Raw genomic sequence first — 17,916 nt, forward strand, 5'->3', positions numbered from 1 at the left:
CCTCGTTAGCCTGTGCGGTCGAATCGCGATGTTGGTCCAGAGGCAATGATGCAGATAAGAGGCGAGCGCGCCGCCACGGCGTGCGGGCTGTTGGCGATTGTGTTGTGGAGCACCGCCGCCGGGTTGATCAGGGGCGTCAGTGAACATTTCGGCCCTCTGGGCGGGGCCGCGATGATTTACACCCTGGGGGCGATCCTGCTGGTGATGTTTCTCGGGCGACCGCGTCTTCGTTCCACGTCAACACTCTATCTCCTGCTCGGCAGTGGGTTGTTTGTTGCCTATGAGGTGTGCCTGGCTTTGGCACTGGGGTTTGCCAGTGACCGGCAACAGGCGATCGAACTGGGCGTGGTCAATTACCTGTGGCCGTGCCTGACCGTGGTGCTGGCGATCTTCATGAACGGGCAGAAAACCCGCTGGTTCATCGTTCCCGGCAGTGCGCTCGCGCTGTTCGGCATCCTCTGGGTGGTCAGCGGTCAGGGTCTGTCGCTGCCGGGAATCATCGCCAACGTCAATTCCAACCCGCTGAGTTACAGCCTCGCGCTGGCCTGCGCGATCACGTTTGCGCTGTATTGCAACGTCACGCGCCGCTATGCCAACGGGCAGAGTCTGGTGGTGCTGTTTTTCGTGCTGACGGCCATTGTGTTGTGGGTGAAGTGGGGGTTCAGCAGTGAACGGATTTCTGCCTTCACTCTGGGCAATTCCCTCGAACTGATCGCCACCGGCATCGCCATGGCCGGCGGTTATGCGCTGTGGAACATCGGCATCCTGCGCGGCAACCTGACCTTGCTGGCCACCGCTTCCTACGGCGCGCCGGTGCTGTCGTCGGCATTTGCCGCCATGTGGCTGGGCGTCAGTCTGCACGTTCAGTTCTGGCAGGGCGCGGTGCTGGTGACCGTGGGTTCGCTGATCTGCTGGCAGGCGACGCGGCAACGTCAGATCTCCTGAAAAATCCGGCGTTGCCGCGCAGGGTCAGCCCACCGATTTCAACGCAATCGGTCCCTTGAGCCGGTCCATCATCGTCGCGCAGTACCAGTCGTCGAACTGGCAGACGCCGGTTTCCGCCGTTTCCGAGTACGGTCCCGGTTCATAAGATGGAGAGGTCACTCCGCGCTGGGTGCCTTCGACCAATGTGCGGTCCTGATCGTTGGTGGCGACCCAGACTTTGGTCAGACGCTCGATGTCGTAATCCACGCCTTCCACGGCCGAGCTGTTCACCAGCCATTTGGTGGTGACCATGGTTTCGGTGGCGCTGATCGGCAGCACCCGGAAGCTCAGTGCGTGGTCACCGAGAAAGTGGTTCCAGGTGGACGGGTAGTGGAAATACAGCAGGGCGCCGATGTCCGGTTCGGCGGTTTTATCCAGTCGCCCGGACACGGCGGGCTTGCCGTCCATGGTGTAACTGACCGCTCCGGAGGACAGAGGGATGCGGGTCATGCGGTACTGGCCGTTGATGTCCATCACCAGCCGGCTCGGCAAACCGGCCTTCTCGCAGGTGTTCCAATAGGCCGTCAATTGCGGATCGTCTTCACCGCTGAGGCCGCCCACCGACAGGTTGTCGACGAAAGACTTCAGCAACTCGGGATGAGAGCCGTCACAGTGGTAGCACTCACGGTTGTTCTCGAACACCAGCTTCCAGTTGCCTTTCTCGATGATGGTCGACTCAAAGGCCACTTTGCAGTCGTCGAGGTAATGCGGGGTAATGAACGGGCTGACCGCTTTGCGAAAGCCTTCGAAATCCGGGGCCTTGGCGGCGACGCAAACATAGATGTAGCTGTTGACGATCTCGCAATGCACGGACTTGAGGTTGTATTGAGTCTTGTCGAAATCCTGGCCCATGTTGCCGGCGTACAGCAGGTTGCCGTCCAGCTCGTAAGTCCACTTGTGATAAGGGCAGACCATCTTCGCGACCTTGCCGTGGTCGTGTTCGCAGATCTTCGCGCCGCGATGGCGGCAGGCATTGTGAAACGCCCGGACTTCGCCATCCTTGCCGCGTACCACGGCCACTGGGTAATCGCCGATCTGCAGGGTGAAGTACTGGCCGGGTTTGGCAATTTCGAAGGTGTGCCCGGCGAAAATCCAGTCCTTGTGCCAGATCTGTTCAAGATCCTGACGGTAGACGCTTTCATCTTTGTAGAGCGCACCCGGCAATGAGTGCCAGGGTTTGCGCTGGGCGATCAGGTCAAACACGGTGTCTTTATTGTTCATTGTTATCCTCGTCATGCGCGTAAGGGCCGGACCCGGTGAGGGGGACGATAAGCCGCAGCCTATCTGCGCCGGGAACACCGTCACAAACGACATTTCCTGTGGGCAATCGATGAGTTGCGGTTATGGGTGTGGACGCCCGAAGACAGGCTCAAGCGCGGTGATGGCCGACGAAGACTGGCCCAGATGCCTGATAGCCTGTTTCACCGCCAGGCTGTGCTCGCTGCCGAGGCTGGACGCAAACAGATCAAACTTGTGCTCCAGCTCTTCCAGGCTCAACGCCGTTTCAGGGTCGCCGCGTGCGGCAGTCACCGGGCTGACGAGCACCGTGCTGTTTTTCAGGGTGACCGTGATGCGCGAGAGAATTTCATTAGGGAATCGCGCCGAAATATCCGCTGCCTCGACGATTTCGATTCGGCTGCTCAACGCCAGAATGTCTGGTGCATGGATGGCGGCGCCGGTCACTTCTTCCGGCCCCACTTTGCCCCGGACAATCAGCGCCGCCAGCGGGAAGGCCAGGGCGTATTGCGCCTGATCGGCATCGTCCGGGGTGTGGCCTTGCAGGCACATCGATTCGTAGAACGTTTCCACGCGAATGGTTTCGATCGAATCAGCGTCGAGTGAAGGGTTGTCCTGCTGCAGTTGAAGCATCGCCGTCAGCGCCGGTTGCGCCCAGCGGCACACCGGCCAGGGCTTGAAATACTGACTGTCGATTTCCCAGCGTTGGCCGAGGTCAATCCAGTGTTCGGTCACCGAGGCATCTTCCACGGTTTCCGCTGGCGCACCGGTCACACCTTCCCGAGCCATCAGCAGCGCGTTCAAACCGACGAATGCGCCGCTGCCGTGGGCGTCGCGCAGCATGGTCGGGAACGCGATCAGGCGCATCATCGGGCAACGGGCGCTGAAGTATTCGGCGATGCCCAAGGCATGGCGAAAGGTCTGCTCATCGAACCCCAGCAATCGGGCGCCGGCGCAGACCACGCCGATGCCGGAAAAACCACCGGAGGCGTGATAGGTCGGGAGGTCGCCATCAGTGCCGTTCCGGCGCGCAGGGCGGTTTCATAGCCGATGCACAAGGCGCTCAACAGCTCGTGCCCGCTGATTTCCTTGCCCTGGTGATGCAATGCGTCCGCCAGCGCGAGCACTGCCGGCACCACCGTCGCCCCGGCATGCCCCTTGGATCTGAAGTGGCCTTCATGGGCATCAAGGCTGTCGGCAGAAAATCCGCCGGCCCAGCCTGCACCGAGCAGACTGACGCGCCGCCCGTCGAACATCAGACGGCTGCTGAACTGCCCGGCGGGGTAGTGCGAAACGGCGAAACGACGCAGCGCCGAACTGGTGTCGTTGGACGCGGCGCCGGCCATGACGCCGACGATGTCCAGCAGGCCGTTCTGCAGGATCTGCCGGGTCTTGGGCGGTGCCTGGAGGAAATCAAAGTCGCGACAGAATTCGAAGAGTGACATTCAACAATTCCTTCCTGTGAGTGGGCCCGGCCAGATCCCGGCCGGCGCCGCTTCACAATGAGTCAGGAAGGTGATGCTGCTCCAACGACATTTTCGTCGGGCAATCGATAACTAAAACGTCGGTCAGCGGCGAGGAAACCTGGACAGGATCCACTCGCGAAACCGGCGCAGGGCGTCTTCGTTGTCCGCACTTTCACGGCAGGCCAGATAGTGCCAGCTGTTGCGCAACTGCACTTCCTGCTCGATCGGGCGCACCAGCAAACCGCGCTGCAAAAGCGGTGCAACCAGATGATTCCAGCCCAGTGCGATGCCCTGATGCGTCAGCACCATGCTGATCAGCAGGTTGTAGTCGTTGGCGTTGAAAATCTGCGGGCTGGTCGCCGGGCGGTCATCGATATCGACCGCTTGAAACGCCAGCCACACGCCCCAGTCGACATGCTCGGCCACTTGCGAGCGTCCATAGGGGCTGAGGTTGAGCAGGGTCGAATCACGCACGCCTTCAATGGTCGAGATTTCCGGGTGCTGCTCCAGGAACTGCGGCGTGCACACCGGGTAGATCAGGTCGTGGCATAGCGGATAACTGCGATAGCCCTCGCGCACGCGCGCAATCTTGGTGATGAAAATGTCGGGCTGAACACCGGGTTCCATGGTCAGGAAGTTCTGGGTGGTGATCAGGTTCAGTTCGATGCCTTCGCTCTGGGCGAAAAACTCGGGCAGATGATTCGACAGCCACAATGCGGAGAACGCAGGGGAGCAGCAGACAGTCAGCACCTTCTTGCCGGACTGGCTGTTGCGAATGCGCTCGGCAGCCTGGGCGATGTTCACAAATGACAACTGCGCGGCGTCGAAGAAGAGCGCGCCTGCGGAGGTGAGTTCAACGGCACGTCCCACGCGGGTGAACAACTGCGCGCCCAGGTAGCTTTCCAGTTCACGGATCTGCCGGCTGATGGCGGCTTGCGAAACGCACAACGCTTCGGCGGCGCGGGTAAAACTCTGGTATTTGGCAGCAGCGACAAATGCCTTCACAGCCCTCAAGGACGGCATCTTCAGCAAGATGGTGTCAGGGTCGACATGCTTGGTCATTCGTACAGCCTCCTGAAGATACGGCTCCCGGTGGAAGCGCGACGAGGGTAACGGAAGCCTTCGTGCAGGGATACGCCGATGTCGCTGCAAGGATAGCCCCGGTCGCGGATGGACGATGGCGTCCCGGCTGAGGGCGCGTCTCGCTGATCGATAACCCGACGTTATCAACTTGTCCCTGTAAATGTCGTTGGATTGAACGGGGGGATACTAATAAATTTGAAATGTCCCTCGTTCCTGGGGCCCCAAAAATAATAAAAGGAAACCGTCGTGACGAAATATCAGTGTGACCTCTGCCGCTCAAAAATACGTTCGCCCATTTGCATATCGTTCTGTTTCGAATATGCGCAACGCGAAGGAGGCAAGGTATGAATCGCTGCGACGAAATAATCCGTGTAAAGAATGTTTTCAAAGTGTTCGGGTCACACCCGGAACTTGCAATGAAGTTGGTTGAAGAGGGCGCTTCCAAAGCTGAAGTCTTCAAAAAGACCGGACAGGCAATCGGTGTGTTCGATGCCAGTTTCTCGGTCCAGCGGGGCGAGATATTCGTGATCATGGGTTTGTCCGGATCCGGCAAATCGACCATGGTCCGCTTGTTCAACCGTCTGATAGAACCGACCTCCGGCAGCATCTTTCTCAATGGCAAGGAAATCACCGGCCTCGGTGACAAGGACTTGCTGCAAGTGCGCCGCAAAGACATGGGCATGGTTTTCCAGTCGTTTGCGCTGATGCCGCACATGAGCGTCATCGACAACGTCAGCTTCGGCCTGGAAATCAGCGGTGTCAGCGAAAAGGAGCGCTATTGCCGGGCCATGGGCGCGCTGGAGCAGGTAGGGCTTTGCGGGCAGGAATTCAGCTTTCCCCATCAACTGTCCGGCGGCATGCAACAGCGGGTCGGCCTGGCACGGGCGCTGGCCAACGACCCGGCAATCCTGTTGATGGACGAAGCGTTCTCCGCGCTCGACCCGATGATCCGCAGCGAGATGCAGGGCGAACTGATCAAGCTGCAGGCCGAGCAGGATCGCACCATCATTTTCATCTCCCACGATATCGAAGAAGCCGTTCGCATCGGCCATCGCATTGCGATCATGGAAGGTGGGCGCGTCGTGCAGATCGGCACGCCACGTGAGCTTCTGTGCAATCCGGTGAACAAGTATGTGCGTGACTTCTTCAATGGTTTCGATACCAGCCGGATATTGAGAGCCGGTGATATCGCCCAGTCCGATCCGGGCATTGCTTACACCCCTGGCCAACAAACGCCGATCAAGGCCGACGCTTCCTTGCGCGACATCTTTCATCTTGTTGCCGCCTCATCCACGCCGATGCCGGTGGTCGATGAAGTTGGACTTTATAAAGGTTCGATCTCGCAAGGGCATCTTCTTAGTTGTCTTGGTAATCACTGAACTGTTGTTTAACAAGAATGACCCGGTTGTAACCGAGGTGAGGTGCTGTCATGTCCGATTTTAACTTTCTGGATCCCTTCCAGAGTTTGAATATTCCGTTGGGCTCTTGGGTTGAAACCGCCCTTAAATATCTGGTGCATAACTTCCGGGATGTATTTCGTTCGATCCGCTGGCCGGTCGATCAGGTACTCGATGGTGTTCAGTGGGGCCTGCTTTCTCTGCCGCCGACGGTGTTCATCATCATCGCCGGGCTGATCAGCTGGCAGATCGGCGGCAAACGCATCGCGATTTTCAGCGTGGCGACCCTGACCGGGCTCGGGCTGATCGGCGTGTGGAACGACGCCATGGTTACCCTCGCGCTGGTGCTGACCTCTCTTTTGTTCTGCGCGGTGATCGGTATTCCGTTGGGCATTCTCTGTGCCCGCAGCGATCGCACGGAAATGATCATCCGCCCGGTGCTCGACGCGATGCAGACGCTTCCCGCGTTCGTGTACCTGGTGCCGGTGGTGATGTTGTTCGGCATCGGCAACGTGCCCGGTGTGATCGTGACCATCATTTTCTCCGTGGCGCCGTTGGTGCGGTTGACCAACCTCGGCATTCGTCAGGTGCCGGCGGACAAGGTCGAAGCCGCACGAGCCTTCGGCTGCACGCCGACGCAGATGCTGATGAAGGTGCAGTTGCCACTGGCCGCGCCAACCATGATGGCCGGGTTGAACCAGACCCTGATGTTGTCGCTGTCGATGGTGGTGGTCGCGTCGATGATTTCGGTCGGCGGGTTGGGCCTGATGGTACTGAGCGGCATCGGCCGACTCGACATGGGCCTGGCCAGCGTCGGCGGGGCAGGGCTGGTGTTGCTGGCGGTGTTCCTTGATCGCCTGACCCAGGCCATGGGTGAGCGCAGCAGCGATCTGGCCACCGGTCAGCGCTGGTATCAGACCGGGCCCGTCGGGCTGGTCATGAAGTTGAAGAAAAACAAGAACGTTGCACGTCCGGTCATCAATTGAACCTTTCTGCTCACCGATCACAACTCTAAAGCGTGGTGAAACATGAAACTGGCAAATCTGAAAAAAAGCGTCGTGGCGAGTCTGGTTGCTTCTGTGTTTGGCACGATCCTCTGTTCGGCGGCCTATGCGGCGGACGCCAACAAACCCGGCGCCGGTGTGTCGATCACGCCGATCTTCCCGACCATCGCCGAAGAGCGTTTTCGCGGCGAGGTGGTGATCGCCGGGCTCAAGGAACTGGGCTATGACGTGAAGCAACCGAAGGAGACCGATTACCCGGCGATGTTCCTCGCGCTGTCCTACGGCGATGCGGATTTCACCGTGCATGAATGGGAGCACCTGCACGAGGCGTTCTATGACAAGGCCGGTGGCGATGATGTGATGGTCAAAGTCGGGCAGATCATGAAGGGTGTGCTGCAGGGCTATCTGATCGACAAGAAGACTGCCGATGCCTACCACATCAAGGATCTGTCGGACCTGAAGAAACCGGAAATCGCCAAGCTGTTCGACAGCAACGGCGACGGCAAGGCCGACCTGACCGGGTGCAACCCGGGCTGGGGCTGCGAAATCATGGTCGAGCACCACATGAAAGCCTATGGTCTGGAGCCTACTGTGGTCGACAACCGCGGCTCCTACTTTGCACTGATGGCGGACACCATCGCGCGCTTCCAGCAGGGCAAACCGGTGCTGTTCTTCACCTGGGTGCCACAGTGGATCTCCAGTGTGCTGGTCGAAGGTCGCGACGTGGTCTGGCTGCCGGTGCCTTACACCGATCTGCCTGAGGGCAAGGAGAGCAAAGACACCTTCTACGAAGGCAAGAACCTCGGCTTCCCGGTGGATACGATCAATGCCGTGATGAACAAGGAATTCGCCGAGAAAAACCCGGTGGCCCGCAAGTTCCTCTCAGAAGTCAGCATCAGCACCGCCGATGAAAGTGCGCAGAACCTGAAGATGCAGCAGGGCGAGAAGTCCCTGGCCGACATCAAGCGCCATGCTGCCGAGTGGATCAAGGCTCACCAGGAAAGCTACGACAGCTGGCTGAAGGACGCACGGGCTGCGGCCAAGTAATACGGGTTGTTCCTTGTCTTGAGTGACGGTTATCGGGTGGCGTGAGATGGACACTTTCCAAAGCACATTGAAACTGCAGAACATCGGGTTTCGCCAGGTCACGGCGCTGGCAGGGCATGAACGTATCGTGCGGGTTGCTTTTATCCTGCTCGATCATTTCTCGCTGACGACCCTGTCCACAGCCATGGACGCGCTGGCCACCGGTAACCTGATCAATGGCGACACGGTTTACAGGATTTCCACGTATTCGCTGCAGGGCGGCCTGGTTGAAAGCGATGTCGGTGTACCGCTCTCGTCGCAACGGCTGGCGGCGGAAGGCTTCAGTCATGACGCGGTAATTGTCGTCGGCGGCCAGCGGGTTCGCCTGTCGTCCAGTCCGTTGCTGCGCCGGGTATTGAAGAAGACTGCCACTGCCAAAGGCATCGTGGCAGGGTGCTGGAATGCCGCGTTCTATCTGGCGGATGCGGGATTGCTGGAGGGGCAGGATTTTGCCTGCCACAGCGACAGTCGCGCGCTGATCAGCGAATACTTTCCGCAGTTGAAGGGATGCACGCGGGACTTTGTTTTTGGCCAGCGACGTGCGACCTGTGCCAATGCCCATTCGGCACTGGACATGACCCTGGCGCTGATGCAGGAATTGGGTTCGCGCAGCGATGCATCACTGGTGGGCGAGATCAAACGCGTTCACCAGCCCAAACCCAGTGATGCGCTACGTTCTGAAGATGTCCGTCCGGCAGCGATTCCCAAGCCGCTCAACATTGCGCTTTCGCTGATGGAAAAGCACATCGAAGAGCCGTTGGAAATTGACGAGATCGCCAGCCATGTCGGGGTTTCCCGCCGGCAACTGGAACGACGGTTTGCTCGTTATCTGAATGCTGCGCCCAACCGTTATTACCTTGAGCTGCGCCTGACCCGCGCCCGACAGTTGATCGTGCAAAGCGACCGGTCATTGACCGATGTGGCGCTGGCGACCGGGTTTGTCAGTTATCCGCACTTCTACAAACGTTTCAAGGATCTGTTCGGGCTGCCGCCCATGACGTTCCGGGATTACTACTACGCGAATGATTGCGGTGCCGGGCGTTATGCGCTCGCCGCCAACTTCTGAGTGCTCGTAACAATCCGGTTAAGCAACTTTGATGGCTGTTTTCATTCAACGCGATTCCGCGCGTTTGCTTCGTTGCGGGTTCGATTTGTCATTTCAACGATTAACGGTTTAACACTATGAAAGTCAGTTCGCTGCCCGCCGATGATGACAGTTGTGGCTGGTTCCACTTGAGCCGGCCACGCAGTCCCGAGCCTGGCCACCGGGGGCACCGTTCGGCCCGTTGGGTGGTTGTCGGTGCCGGTTTCACCGGGCTGGCGGCGGCACGCCAGCTCGCGCTGAATTTTCCCGACGACGAAGTGGTGCTGATAGAGGCGCAGGAAGTGGGCTTGGGGCCATCGGGTCGCAATGCCGGTTTTGCTATCGATCTGCCCCACGACATCGGGGCCGAGGATTATATCGGTGATATCGATCTGGCCCGGATCAGTCTGAAGCTGAATCTGGAAGGTCAGTCGATTCTGCGCAATCTGGTCGATCAGTTCGGCATCGATTGCCAGATGAAAGCCTGCGGCAAGTATCAGGCGGCCGTGGAAGAGCGCGGGATCGCGGTGCTGGAAGCTTATCGCCGGGGTCTCGACAAACTCGGTCAGCCGTACCAGATGATCGAGGCCGAAGAATTGCCCGAGCATCTGGGCACCCGTTTCTATCGCAAGGCGTTGTTCACCCCCGGCGCGGTGCTGGTTCAGCCGTCGGCGCTGGTGAAGGGCCTGGCGGACAGTTTGCCGGCCAACGTGACCCTCTACGAACGCACGCCGATTCTGGAAGTGGAATACGGCGCCAAGACTTTGCTCAAGCACGCTCATGGCAGCATCACCGCCGACAAACTGATCCTGGCCAACAACTCGTTCGGCATGCGTTTCGGTTTTCTGCAGGGCCGCATGTTGCCGATCTACACCTACGCCAGCATCACCCGCCCGCTGACCGACGAGGAGCAGGCGCGTCTGGGCGGCAAGCCGTTCTGGGGCGCAATCCCGGCCGACCCGTTCGGCACCACCGTGCGGCGCACTCCCGACAACCGTTTGCTGATCCGCAACAGTTTCAGCTTTAACCCCGATGGCCGCAGCAACAGCAAATACAACGAGCGCTTCGTGCGCCGGCACCGCGCCTCGTTCGATCAGCGTTTCCCGATGCTGCCGGGGGTGAAGTTCGAATACACCTGGGGCGGGGCGCTGGCCATGTCGAGGAACCACAACGGCTTCTTCGGCCAACTGGCGCCGAATGTGTACGGCGCGCTGGGCTGCAATGGCCTGGGCGTCACCCGTGGCACGGTCACCGGCAAGTTGCTGGCCGACTGGCTGGCCGGGGAGCGCGACGGCTTGATCGATTTCCTGTTGCAGGCCCCGGGGCCGACGGGCAACCCGCCCGAACCGTTTCTGTCGCTGGGCGTGAACATGAACCTGAAGTGGGGGCAATACCGCGCCGGCCGCGAAAGTTGAACGCTCATCGCCCGACCTGCGCGATGAACTGAAGTAGCGATGCACTGAATACAAGGACAAGAAATGAACAACGTTGCTGTATCAATCGAGGATGTACCGCTCAATGGTTTTCATCGTCTGCTGACGATTCGTTCGGCCGGTGGCTCCTTTGTCGACGGGTATGTTCTGAGCATCATCGGTGTGGCGCTGGTGCACATGTCCAGGTCTCTGGCACTGGACGATTTCTGGGAAGGCTTGATCGCCGCCTCGGCGCTGATCGGCATTTTCTTCGGCGGTTTTCTCGGCGGCTGGCTGACCGATGTGCTGGGGCGCAAGCGTCTGCTGTTTGTCGGGCCGACCCTGTTCATCGTGGCCTCGCTGGCGCAGCTGTGGGTCGAGTCGGCAGTCGCGCTGTTCTTTCTGCGGTTGGTGCTGGGGCTGGCGGTCGGCATCGAGTACCCGGTGGCGACTTCGCTGCTGGTCGAGTTCATGCCGCGCAAGTATCGCGGCCCGCGTTTGGCGACGCTGACGATCATGTGGTTCGCCGGGGCGGCGATGGCGTATGTCGTGGGCGAGCTGATGTTCAAGCTGTGGGGCTCCGATGCCTGGCGGCTGGTGCTGGCCAGCGCGGCGATCATCGGCGCCATGCTGTTTCTGGTGCGCATCGGCACCCCCGAGTCGCCGCGCTGGTTGCTGAGCAAGGGCCGCGCCGCCGAAGCCGAAGCGATCATCAAACAGGTCTACGGCAACGACTTCTCCCTGGCCAATCTCCCCGAGCACCGGGTGGGCGAGAAGCTGACGATTTTCAATCTGCTTCACTCCGGCTACGGTAAACGCATGCTGTTTGTCGTGGTGTTCTGGACCTGTTCGGTGGTGCCGCTGTTCGCCGTGTATGCCTTCGCGCCGAAGGTGCTGGCCGCGCTGAATCTGCAGGGTGACTGGTCATCCCTGGGCTCGGTGGCTATTACCTTGTTCTTTGTCATCGGCTGCGTGATTTCGACCCGAATCATCAACCGTGTGGGCCGACGCAATCTGTTGATCTACAGCTTTCTCTGCTCGGGCCTTGCGCTGCTCGGGCTGGCCGTCGGTCATGCCGGGCCCAACGCGCTGGTGCTCGCCTTCTTTGCCGTTTACGCCTTGTTCATCGGCGGCGCCCAGGTGCTGACGCTGGTGTACCCCAATGAACTGTTTCCCACGGAAATCCGCGCCTTCGCCGTTGGTGTCGGCACGTCTCTGTCGCGCATCGGCGCGGCGGCGGGGACTTATCTGGTGCCGGTTTCCCTGAGCACGCTGGGCATCGCCCAGACCATGTACATCGCGGCGGCCGTCACGTTGGTCGGCCTGGTGCTGTCGTGGGTGCTCGCACCGGAAACCCGCTCGCTCAACCTGCAACAGGCTGCCTCGCTGAACTGAACCTTTCCCGGGCCATATCGGCGTCGGGCCAACGAATTGAACACTGCAATCACTGGAGAAAAACCTATGAACTTTGACGGCATCTTTACCCCTGCCATTACGCCTTTGTCCGCCGATGGCCAGATCGATTATTCGGCCTTCGCCGAAGTGCTCGAGTATCTGATCGAGTCGCGGGTTCACGGCATCGTCATCGGTGGTTCGACCGGCGAGTACTACGCCCACACCACCGCCGAGCGGCTGAAAGTGGCCGAGCGCGCCAAGGAAGTGATCAACGGCCGCATTCCGCTGGTGATCGGCACGGGCGGGATCCGCACCGAAGATGCGGTGGCCTTCGCCGAGCACGCCAAGTCGATCGAGGCCGACGCGATTCTGGTGGGCTCGCCGCCCTATGCCTTGCCGACGCAAAAGGAAATCGCCGCGCACGTGCTGGCCGTGGACAAGGCCGCCGGCCTGCCGATCATGCTCTACAACTACCCGGCGCGGATGGGTGTTGCGATGGGCCCTGAGTTCTTCGAGGCGATTGCCGGTTGCAAGAACATCGTCGCGATCAAGGAAAGCTCCGGCGACACCGCCCAGTTGCATCGTCTGGCGCATTCGCATCCGTCGATCCAGCTGTCCTGCGGCTGGGACGACATGGCCCTGGAATTCTTCGCCTGGGGCGCGCGCAGCTGGGTCTGCGCCGGTTCGAACTTCATTCCGGCCGAGCACATCGCGCTGTATGAAGCCTGCGTTCTGGAGAAGAACTTCGACAAGGGCCGGCGGATCATGTCGGCGCTGTTGCCGCTGATGGACGTGCTGGAGAGCGGCAAGTTCGTTCAGTCGATCAAGCACGGCAGCGAGCTGGTCGGCCTGCGGGCCGGCGGCGTGCGCAAGCCGATGCAGCCGCTGGAGGCGTCCGAGAAAGAAGCGCTGGAAAGCGTGATCAAAACCCTCAAACAGAATGTGGCGCGCATCGTCGCGGAGGTTTGAAATGGCCGATCTTCTGAGTCAAGCGCAATACCGTGAGCTGGCGGCGAAGCTCGAGTTTCGCAATCAGGCGTTCATCAACGGCGAGTTTTGCAGCGCGCTGTCCGGCAAGACTTTCACCACGACCAACCCGGCCACTGAAGCGGTGCTGACCGAGATTACCGCCTGCGGTGCCCAGGACGTGGACGTCGCTGTCGCCGCCGCCAAGGCTGCGTTCGAGGACGGGCGCTGGCAGGGGCTGGCGCCGTCGGCGCGCAAATCGGTGTTACTGCGGTTCGCCCAATTGCTGGACGACCACTCCCATGAACTGGCGGTGCTGGAAAGCCTGGACAGCGGCAAACCGATCCGCGAATGCCAGAACATCGACGTGCCCGAGACGATTCATACCCTGCGCTGGCACGCCGAGCTGATCGACAAGATCTACGACTCGACCGCACCGACCGGTAACGGCGCGGTGACCATGGTCGTGCGCGAACCGATCGGCGTGGTCGGCCTGGTGTTGCCGTGGAATTTCCCGCTGCTGATGCTCGCGTGGAAGATCGGTCCGTCGCTGGCCGCTGGTTGCTCGATTGTGGTCAAACCGGCGAAGGAAACCACCCTGAGCACCCTGCGCGTAGCCGAGCTGGCGCATCAGGCCGGGATTCCCGCCGGTGTGTTCAACGTGGTGCCCGGCGGCGGCAAGGAGGCGGGCGAACCGCTGGGCCGTCACCCGGACGTCGCCATGGTCAGCTTCACCGGCTCGACCGACACCGGGCGGTTGTTCCTCAAGTATTCCAGCGAATCCAACCTGAAACGCATCGTGCTGGAGTGCGGTGGCAAGAACCCGGCGGTGGTGATGAACGATGTCGAAGACGTCGATCTGGTCGCCCAGCACGTGGTCAACGGCGCGTTCTGGAACATGGGCGAAAACTGCTCGGCCTCGTCGCGGCTGATCGTGCATTCGGACATCAAGGACGAATTGCTCAAACGCGTGCAGGTGCATCTGGCCGACTGGAAAATGGGCGATCCGCTGGACCCGGAAAACCGTCTGGGCTCGATGATCAGCAAGGCGCATTTCGAGAAGGTCCGTTCGTACCTCGACCATGCCCGGGACGAAAGCCTTTCGGTGCTGGCGGGGGGCAACACGGCCGACAACATCTTCGTCGAGCCGACCATCGTCGATGGCGTCAGCCGTGACAGTCGTCTGTTTCAGGAGGAAATCTTCGGCCCGGTGCTGAGCGTGACCACGTTCACCTCCGTCGACGAAGCGATCAGCCTGGCCAACGACACGGCTTACGGTCTGGCCGCGTCGGCGTACACCGGCAGCCTGCGCCATGCACTGAAACTCTCGCGGGGGATCCGCGCCGGTATCGTCACCGTGAACTGCTTCGGCGAGGGCGATGCGTCGACGCCTTTCGGCGGTTACAAGGAGTCGGGATTTGGTGGGCGTGACAAGTCGATCTGGGCCCATGACCAGTACACCGAGCTGAAAACCATCTGGATCGACGCGTCCTGATTCATCGCGGTTTTTCGCAGGTCTTTTTCGCCCCGATCGGTACGCGCGTACCGGTTGGGGCGAATTGCGTTCATTCCCGAGTATTTTGCCGCCCCGGCGGTTAGCATGGCGCTACAACAATGAAACCGATGGACCACACCTTGATCGAACGACGCCAATTCAGCGGTGGCATGAAGGGCAAGAACCTTCGCTACCTGAACGAGCCCGCCAGCGGGCCGGGACGCATGACCCGTACCGGGTTCGTGCTGCTGGAGCATTTTTCCCTGCCGGCCTTCACCCAGGCGCTGGACACCCTTGTCACCGCCAATCTGCTGCGCCCCGGTCTGTTTTCCACGCGCACTTTCGGCCTGAGCGACGGCGAAGTGATCAGCGACCTAGGGCTGGTGATCCGCCCGGACTCGCGCCTGGAAACCAGCGTGTTGCAGGAACTCGACCTGCTGGTGATCTGCGGCGGTTACCGCACGGAATTGAAAGCGAGCGACGAGTTCATCAACCTGCTGAAAATGGCCGCCGAGGCCGGCGTGATCCTGGCCGGGTTGTGGAACGGCGCGTGGTTCCTGGGCCGGGCAGGGGTGCTGGAAGGCTATCGCTGTGCGATTCACCCGGAGCATCGGCCGGCGCTGGCGGAAATTTCCAAGGCGACTCAGGTCAGCAGCGAACCCTACGTGATCGACCGCGACCGGTTGACCGCGTCCAGTCCGTCCGGCGCGTTCCACATGGCACTGGACTGGATCAAAGGCCTGCACGACAAGGCGCTGGTCGAAGGCATCGAAGACATTCTGGCGTTCGAGGAATCCCGTTACCGGCGGATCAAGCCGACCGAGAACATCTGCGTCAGCGCGCCATTGCGTGAAGTGGTGAAGCTGATGGACGCCAATCTGGAGGAACCGCTGGAGCTGGAACAACTGGCGGTTTATGCCGGTCGCTCACGGCGTCAGCTGGAGCGACTGTTCAAGGAGCAACTGGGCACCACGCCGCAGCGTTATTACATGGAGTTGCGCATCACCGAGGCCCGGCGGCTGTTGCAACACACCGAGCTGTCTCAGGTGGACGTGCTGGTGGCGTGCGGATTCGTGTCGCCGAGTCATTTCAGCAAGTGCTACAGCGCTTACTTCGGTTATCGCCCGTCCAAGGAAAAACGGCTCGTCAAATGATAAGAACAAGGCGCCTGTCGTGGGTGCCCGTAGTCGCAGCGCTGACACGCTGCCGGAGCTCCACCCGATACAGCTCAGGGACCGGCCCACCGCTGCGTGGGCGGTAAGCCGGCCATGTTGCACGGTTCAACCCTTGAGCAGATCCAGCGCGACGTCGACGATCATGTCTTCCTGCCCGCCGACCATGCGCCGCTTGCCCAGCTCGACAAGAATGTCGAGGGTCTTGAGGCCATATTTGGCGGCGGCAATTTCGGCATGCCGCAAGAAGCTTGAATAGACGCCGGCATAACCCAGTGCCAACGTTTCACGGTCGACTCGCACCGGCCGATCCTGCAGCGGGCGGACGATGTCGTCGGCGGCGTCGAGCAGCGTGTAGAGGTCGGTGCCGTGGTTCCAGCCGAGACGTTCGGCGGCGGCAATAAAAACTTCCAGCGGTGCGTTGCCGGCGCCAGCCCCCATTCCGGCCAGACTTGCATCGATCCGGTCGCAACCTTCCTCGACGGCGGTGATCGAGTTGGCGACGCCCAGCGACAGGTTGTGGTGGGCGTGCATGCCGGTTTCGGTTTCCGGTTTCAGCACGGCTTTGAAAGCCCGGAAGCGATCGCGAACGTCCTGCATGTTCATCGCACCACCGGAGTCGGCCATGTACACGCACGTCGCGCCATAGCTTTCCATCAGCCTGGCCTGAGCCGCCAGATGCTCAGGGGCGATCATGTGGCTCATCATCAGGAAACCGACGGTGTCCATGCCCAGTTCGCGAGCGTATTCGATGTGCTGTTTCGAAACGTCGGCCTCGGTACAGTGCGTGGCGATGCGCACCACCCGTGCGCCGGCGTCATAGGCGGCCTTGAGGTCGTGCACCGTGCCGATACCCGGCAGCAGCAGGGTGGTGATTTTGGCGTGCTCGAGGACATCGGCCGCCGCTTCGATCCATTCCAGATCGGTATGGGCGGCAAAGCCATAGTTGAAGCTCGAACCCTGCAGGCCGTCGCCGTGAGCGATTTCGATCGAATCGACCCTGGCCTTGTCCAGTGCGCGGGCGATGTCCTGCACATTCTGCAGTGAGTACTGATGTCGGATGGCATGGCTGCCGTCGCGCAGGGTCACGTCGGAGATGTAGATTTTCTTGCCGGGATTGAATGTCATGTCGGGCCCCTCAGACGTTGAGCATCGACTGCGCCATGCGCTCGGCGGTGGCCAAGGCAGCGGAGGTCATGATATCGAGATTGCCGGCATAGGCAGGCAGGTAATGGGCGGCGCCTTCGACTTCAAGGAATACCGAGGTTTTGAGGCCGCTGAAGCGTCCCAGCCCCGGAATGTTCAGGGGGGCCGATTCGGCAATGACGTCGAACTGAACCTTCTGTTTCAGGCGATAGCCCGGTACATAGGCCTGGACTGCCGCCACCATCTCCTCGACGGAAGTCTCGATCTGCGCCTGATCGGCGGTTTCGGACAGCACAAACACCGTGTCACGCATCATCAGTGGCGGTTCGGCGGGGTTCATGATGATGATCGCCTTGCCCTTTGACGCCCCACCCACCGTTTCGATGGCCCTGGAGGTGGTTTCCGTGAACTCGTCGATGTTGGCGCGGGTGCCGGGGCCGGCGGATTTGCTGGCGATCGAGGCGACGATTTCGGCGTAGTGAACCCGGGCAACACGCGATACGGCGGCGACCACTGGAATGGTCGCCTGACCACCACAGGTGACCATGTTGACGTTGAGTCGATCCAGATTTTGCTCCAGGTTGACCACTGGAATGCAGTAAGGGCCGATAGCCGCCGGAGTGAGGTCGATCAGGCGGATACCCGGCTTGATTGCGCGCAGGAGCTTTTCGTTCTCCAGATGGGCGCCCGCCGAGGTGGCGTCGAAGACGAAATCGATGTCCTTGAACGCGTTCAGGCGGGTCAGGCCTTCAACCCCTTCGTGGGTGGTTGCGACGCCCATGCGTTCGGCACGGGCGAGACCGTCGGATGCAGGGTCGATCCCGACCATCACCGCCATTTCCAGGTGTCTGGCGTTGCGCAGAATCTTGATCATCAGGTCGGTGCCGATGTTGCCGGAACCGATGATGGCGACCTTGAGTTTGGTTTGACTCATCGGAGCAATCTCTCAGAAGGGCCGGGCCACGACAGCCCGGCGCAGAAGGACGGGCA

General features: G+C 60.6%; 14 protein-coding genes and 1 pseudogene. 10 read left to right on the forward strand and 5 right to left on the reverse strand.

Features of this window, described 5'->3' with window-relative positions; genetic code table 11:
- The first annotated feature begins 48 nt into the window (after positions 1 to 48).
- Positions 49 to 945, forward strand: a complete 897-nt coding sequence (gene yddG / locus KJY40_RS13645; RefSeq protein WP_230737442.1) for an aromatic amino acid DMT transporter YddG — start codon at positions 49 to 51, stop codon at positions 943 to 945.
- 24 nt (positions 946 to 969) lie between these two features.
- Here yddG and KJY40_RS13650 read toward each other — a convergent pair whose 3' ends face one another.
- The 3 genes and pseudogenes from KJY40_RS13650 to KJY40_RS13660 all read right to left on the reverse strand — a co-directional run bounded on the left by KJY40_RS13650 (position 970) and on the right by KJY40_RS13660 (position 4,748).
- Positions 970 to 2,205, reverse strand: coding sequence for an aromatic ring-hydroxylating oxygenase subunit alpha (locus KJY40_RS13650; protein WP_230737443.1), 1,236 nt, complete (start codon positions 2,203 to 2,205; stop codon positions 970 to 972).
- A gap of 120 nt (positions 2,206 to 2,325) precedes the next feature.
- Positions 2,326 to 3,665: pseudogene (locus KJY40_RS13655) on the reverse strand (MmgE/PrpD family protein).
- Between the two features lie 123 nt (positions 3,666 to 3,788).
- Entirely contained in the window at positions 3,789 to 4,748 is a 960-nt protein-coding gene (locus tag KJY40_RS13660; protein ID WP_230737444.1) for a LysR family transcriptional regulator, read from the reverse strand.
- A gap of 365 nt (positions 4,749 to 5,113) precedes the next feature.
- On the opposite strand from KJY40_RS13660, the gene KJY40_RS13665 reads away from it, so the two are divergent.
- The 9 genes from KJY40_RS13665 to KJY40_RS13705 all read left to right on the forward strand — a co-directional run bounded on the left by KJY40_RS13665 (position 5,114) and on the right by KJY40_RS13705 (position 15,762).
- A complete protein-coding gene (locus KJY40_RS13665) occupies positions 5,114 to 6,148 on the forward strand; it encodes a quaternary amine ABC transporter ATP-binding protein (RefSeq protein WP_230737686.1) in 1,035 nt (344 codons plus the stop codon).
- A 50-nt stretch (positions 6,149 to 6,198) separates the two neighbouring features.
- The gene (gene proW / locus KJY40_RS13670) at positions 6,199 to 7,152 is read left to right on the forward strand and encodes a glycine betaine/L-proline ABC transporter permease ProW (protein WP_230737446.1); all 954 of its coding nucleotides are present in this window, start codon (positions 6,199 to 6,201) and stop codon (positions 7,150 to 7,152) included.
- Positions 7,153 to 7,194: 42 nt separating this feature from the next.
- Positions 7,195 to 8,217 (forward strand): glycine betaine/L-proline ABC transporter substrate-binding protein ProX, encoded by a 1,023-nt coding sequence (proX, locus tag KJY40_RS13675; protein WP_230737448.1) that lies wholly within the window; start codon positions 7,195 to 7,197, stop codon positions 8,215 to 8,217.
- Between the two features lie 46 nt (positions 8,218 to 8,263).
- The gene (locus tag KJY40_RS13680; protein ID WP_230737449.1) at positions 8,264 to 9,322 is read left to right on the forward strand and encodes a GlxA family transcriptional regulator; all 1,059 of its coding nucleotides are present in this window, start codon (positions 8,264 to 8,266) and stop codon (positions 9,320 to 9,322) included.
- A gap of 116 nt (positions 9,323 to 9,438) precedes the next feature.
- A complete protein-coding gene (locus tag KJY40_RS13685; protein WP_230737450.1) occupies positions 9,439 to 10,755 on the forward strand; it encodes an NAD(P)/FAD-dependent oxidoreductase in 1,317 nt (438 codons plus the stop codon).
- 63 nt (positions 10,756 to 10,818) lie between these two features.
- Positions 10,819 to 12,147, forward strand: coding sequence for an MFS transporter (locus KJY40_RS13690; protein WP_230737451.1), 1,329 nt, complete (start codon positions 10,819 to 10,821; stop codon positions 12,145 to 12,147).
- 66 nt (positions 12,148 to 12,213) lie between these two features.
- On the forward strand, positions 12,214 to 13,116 hold the full coding sequence (locus KJY40_RS13695; protein ID WP_230737452.1) for a dihydrodipicolinate synthase family protein: 903 nt from the start codon (positions 12,214 to 12,216) through the stop codon (positions 13,114 to 13,116).
- A 1-nt stretch (position 13,117) separates the two neighbouring features.
- Entirely contained in the window at positions 13,118 to 14,608 is a 1,491-nt protein-coding gene (locus KJY40_RS13700) for an aldehyde dehydrogenase (RefSeq protein WP_230737453.1), read from the forward strand.
- Between the two features lie 128 nt (positions 14,609 to 14,736).
- Positions 14,737 to 15,762 carry a GlxA family transcriptional regulator gene (locus KJY40_RS13705; RefSeq protein ID WP_115077573.1) on the forward strand — a complete coding sequence of 342 codons (1,026 nt, stop codon included), beginning with the start codon at positions 14,737 to 14,739 and terminating at the stop codon, positions 15,760 to 15,762.
- A gap of 126 nt (positions 15,763 to 15,888) precedes the next feature.
- On the opposite strand, the gene dmpG is transcribed toward KJY40_RS13705, so the two are convergent.
- Positions 15,889 to 16,908 carry a 4-hydroxy-2-oxovalerate aldolase gene (gene dmpG, locus KJY40_RS13710; protein WP_230737454.1) on the reverse strand — a complete coding sequence of 340 codons (1,020 nt, stop codon included), beginning with the start codon at positions 16,906 to 16,908 and terminating at the stop codon, positions 15,889 to 15,891.
- 10 nt (positions 16,909 to 16,918) lie between these two features.
- Positions 16,919 to 17,860: an acetaldehyde dehydrogenase (acetylating) gene (locus KJY40_RS13715; protein WP_230737455.1), complete on the reverse strand. Its 942-nt coding sequence runs from the start codon at positions 17,858 to 17,860 to the stop codon at positions 16,919 to 16,921.
- Between the last annotated feature and the right edge of the window lie 56 nt (positions 17,861 to 17,916).

This window comes from Pseudomonas fitomaticsae (genome assembly GCF_021018765.1).
Taxonomy (GTDB): Bacteria; Pseudomonadota; Gammaproteobacteria; order Pseudomonadales; family Pseudomonadaceae; genus Aquipseudomonas; species Aquipseudomonas fitomaticsae.

Excerpts from the sequence above, each read along its gene's own strand:
- proW (WP_230737446.1), top strand. The coding sequence starts at position 6,199 with ATGTCCGATTTTAACTTTCTGGATCCCTTCCAGAGTTTGAATATTCCG.
- yddG (WP_230737442.1), top strand. The coding sequence starts at position 49 with ATGCAGATAAGAGGCGAGCGCGCCGCCACGGCGTGCGGGCTGTTGGCG.
- KJY40_RS13695 (WP_230737452.1), top strand. The coding sequence starts at position 12,214 with ATGAACTTTGACGGCATCTTTACCCCTGCCATTACGCCTTTGTCCGCC.
- KJY40_RS13665 (WP_230737686.1), top strand. The coding sequence starts at position 5,114 with ATGAATCGCTGCGACGAAATAATCCGTGTAAAGAATGTTTTCAAAGTG.
- KJY40_RS13700 (WP_230737453.1), top strand. The coding sequence starts at position 13,118 with ATGGCCGATCTTCTGAGTCAAGCGCAATACCGTGAGCTGGCGGCGAAG.
- KJY40_RS13715 (WP_230737455.1), bottom strand. The coding sequence starts at position 17,860 with ATGAGTCAAACCAAACTCAAGGTCGCCATCATCGGTTCCGGCAACATC.
- KJY40_RS13685 (WP_230737450.1), top strand. The coding sequence starts at position 9,439 with ATGAAAGTCAGTTCGCTGCCCGCCGATGATGACAGTTGTGGCTGGTTC.
- proX (WP_230737448.1), top strand. The coding sequence starts at position 7,195 with ATGAAACTGGCAAATCTGAAAAAAAGCGTCGTGGCGAGTCTGGTTGCT.
- KJY40_RS13705 (WP_115077573.1), top strand. The coding sequence starts at position 14,737 with ATGGACCACACCTTGATCGAACGACGCCAATTCAGCGGTGGCATGAAG.
- KJY40_RS13650 (WP_230737443.1), bottom strand. The coding sequence starts at position 2,205 with ATGAACAATAAAGACACCGTGTTTGACCTGATCGCCCAGCGCAAACCC.
- dmpG (WP_230737454.1), bottom strand. The coding sequence starts at position 16,908 with ATGACATTCAATCCCGGCAAGAAAATCTACATCTCCGACGTGACCCTG.
- KJY40_RS13660 (WP_230737444.1), bottom strand. The coding sequence starts at position 4,748 with ATGACCAAGCATGTCGACCCTGACACCATCTTGCTGAAGATGCCGTCC.
- KJY40_RS13690 (WP_230737451.1), top strand. The coding sequence starts at position 10,819 with ATGAACAACGTTGCTGTATCAATCGAGGATGTACCGCTCAATGGTTTT.
- KJY40_RS13680 (WP_230737449.1), top strand. The coding sequence starts at position 8,264 with ATGGACACTTTCCAAAGCACATTGAAACTGCAGAACATCGGGTTTCGC.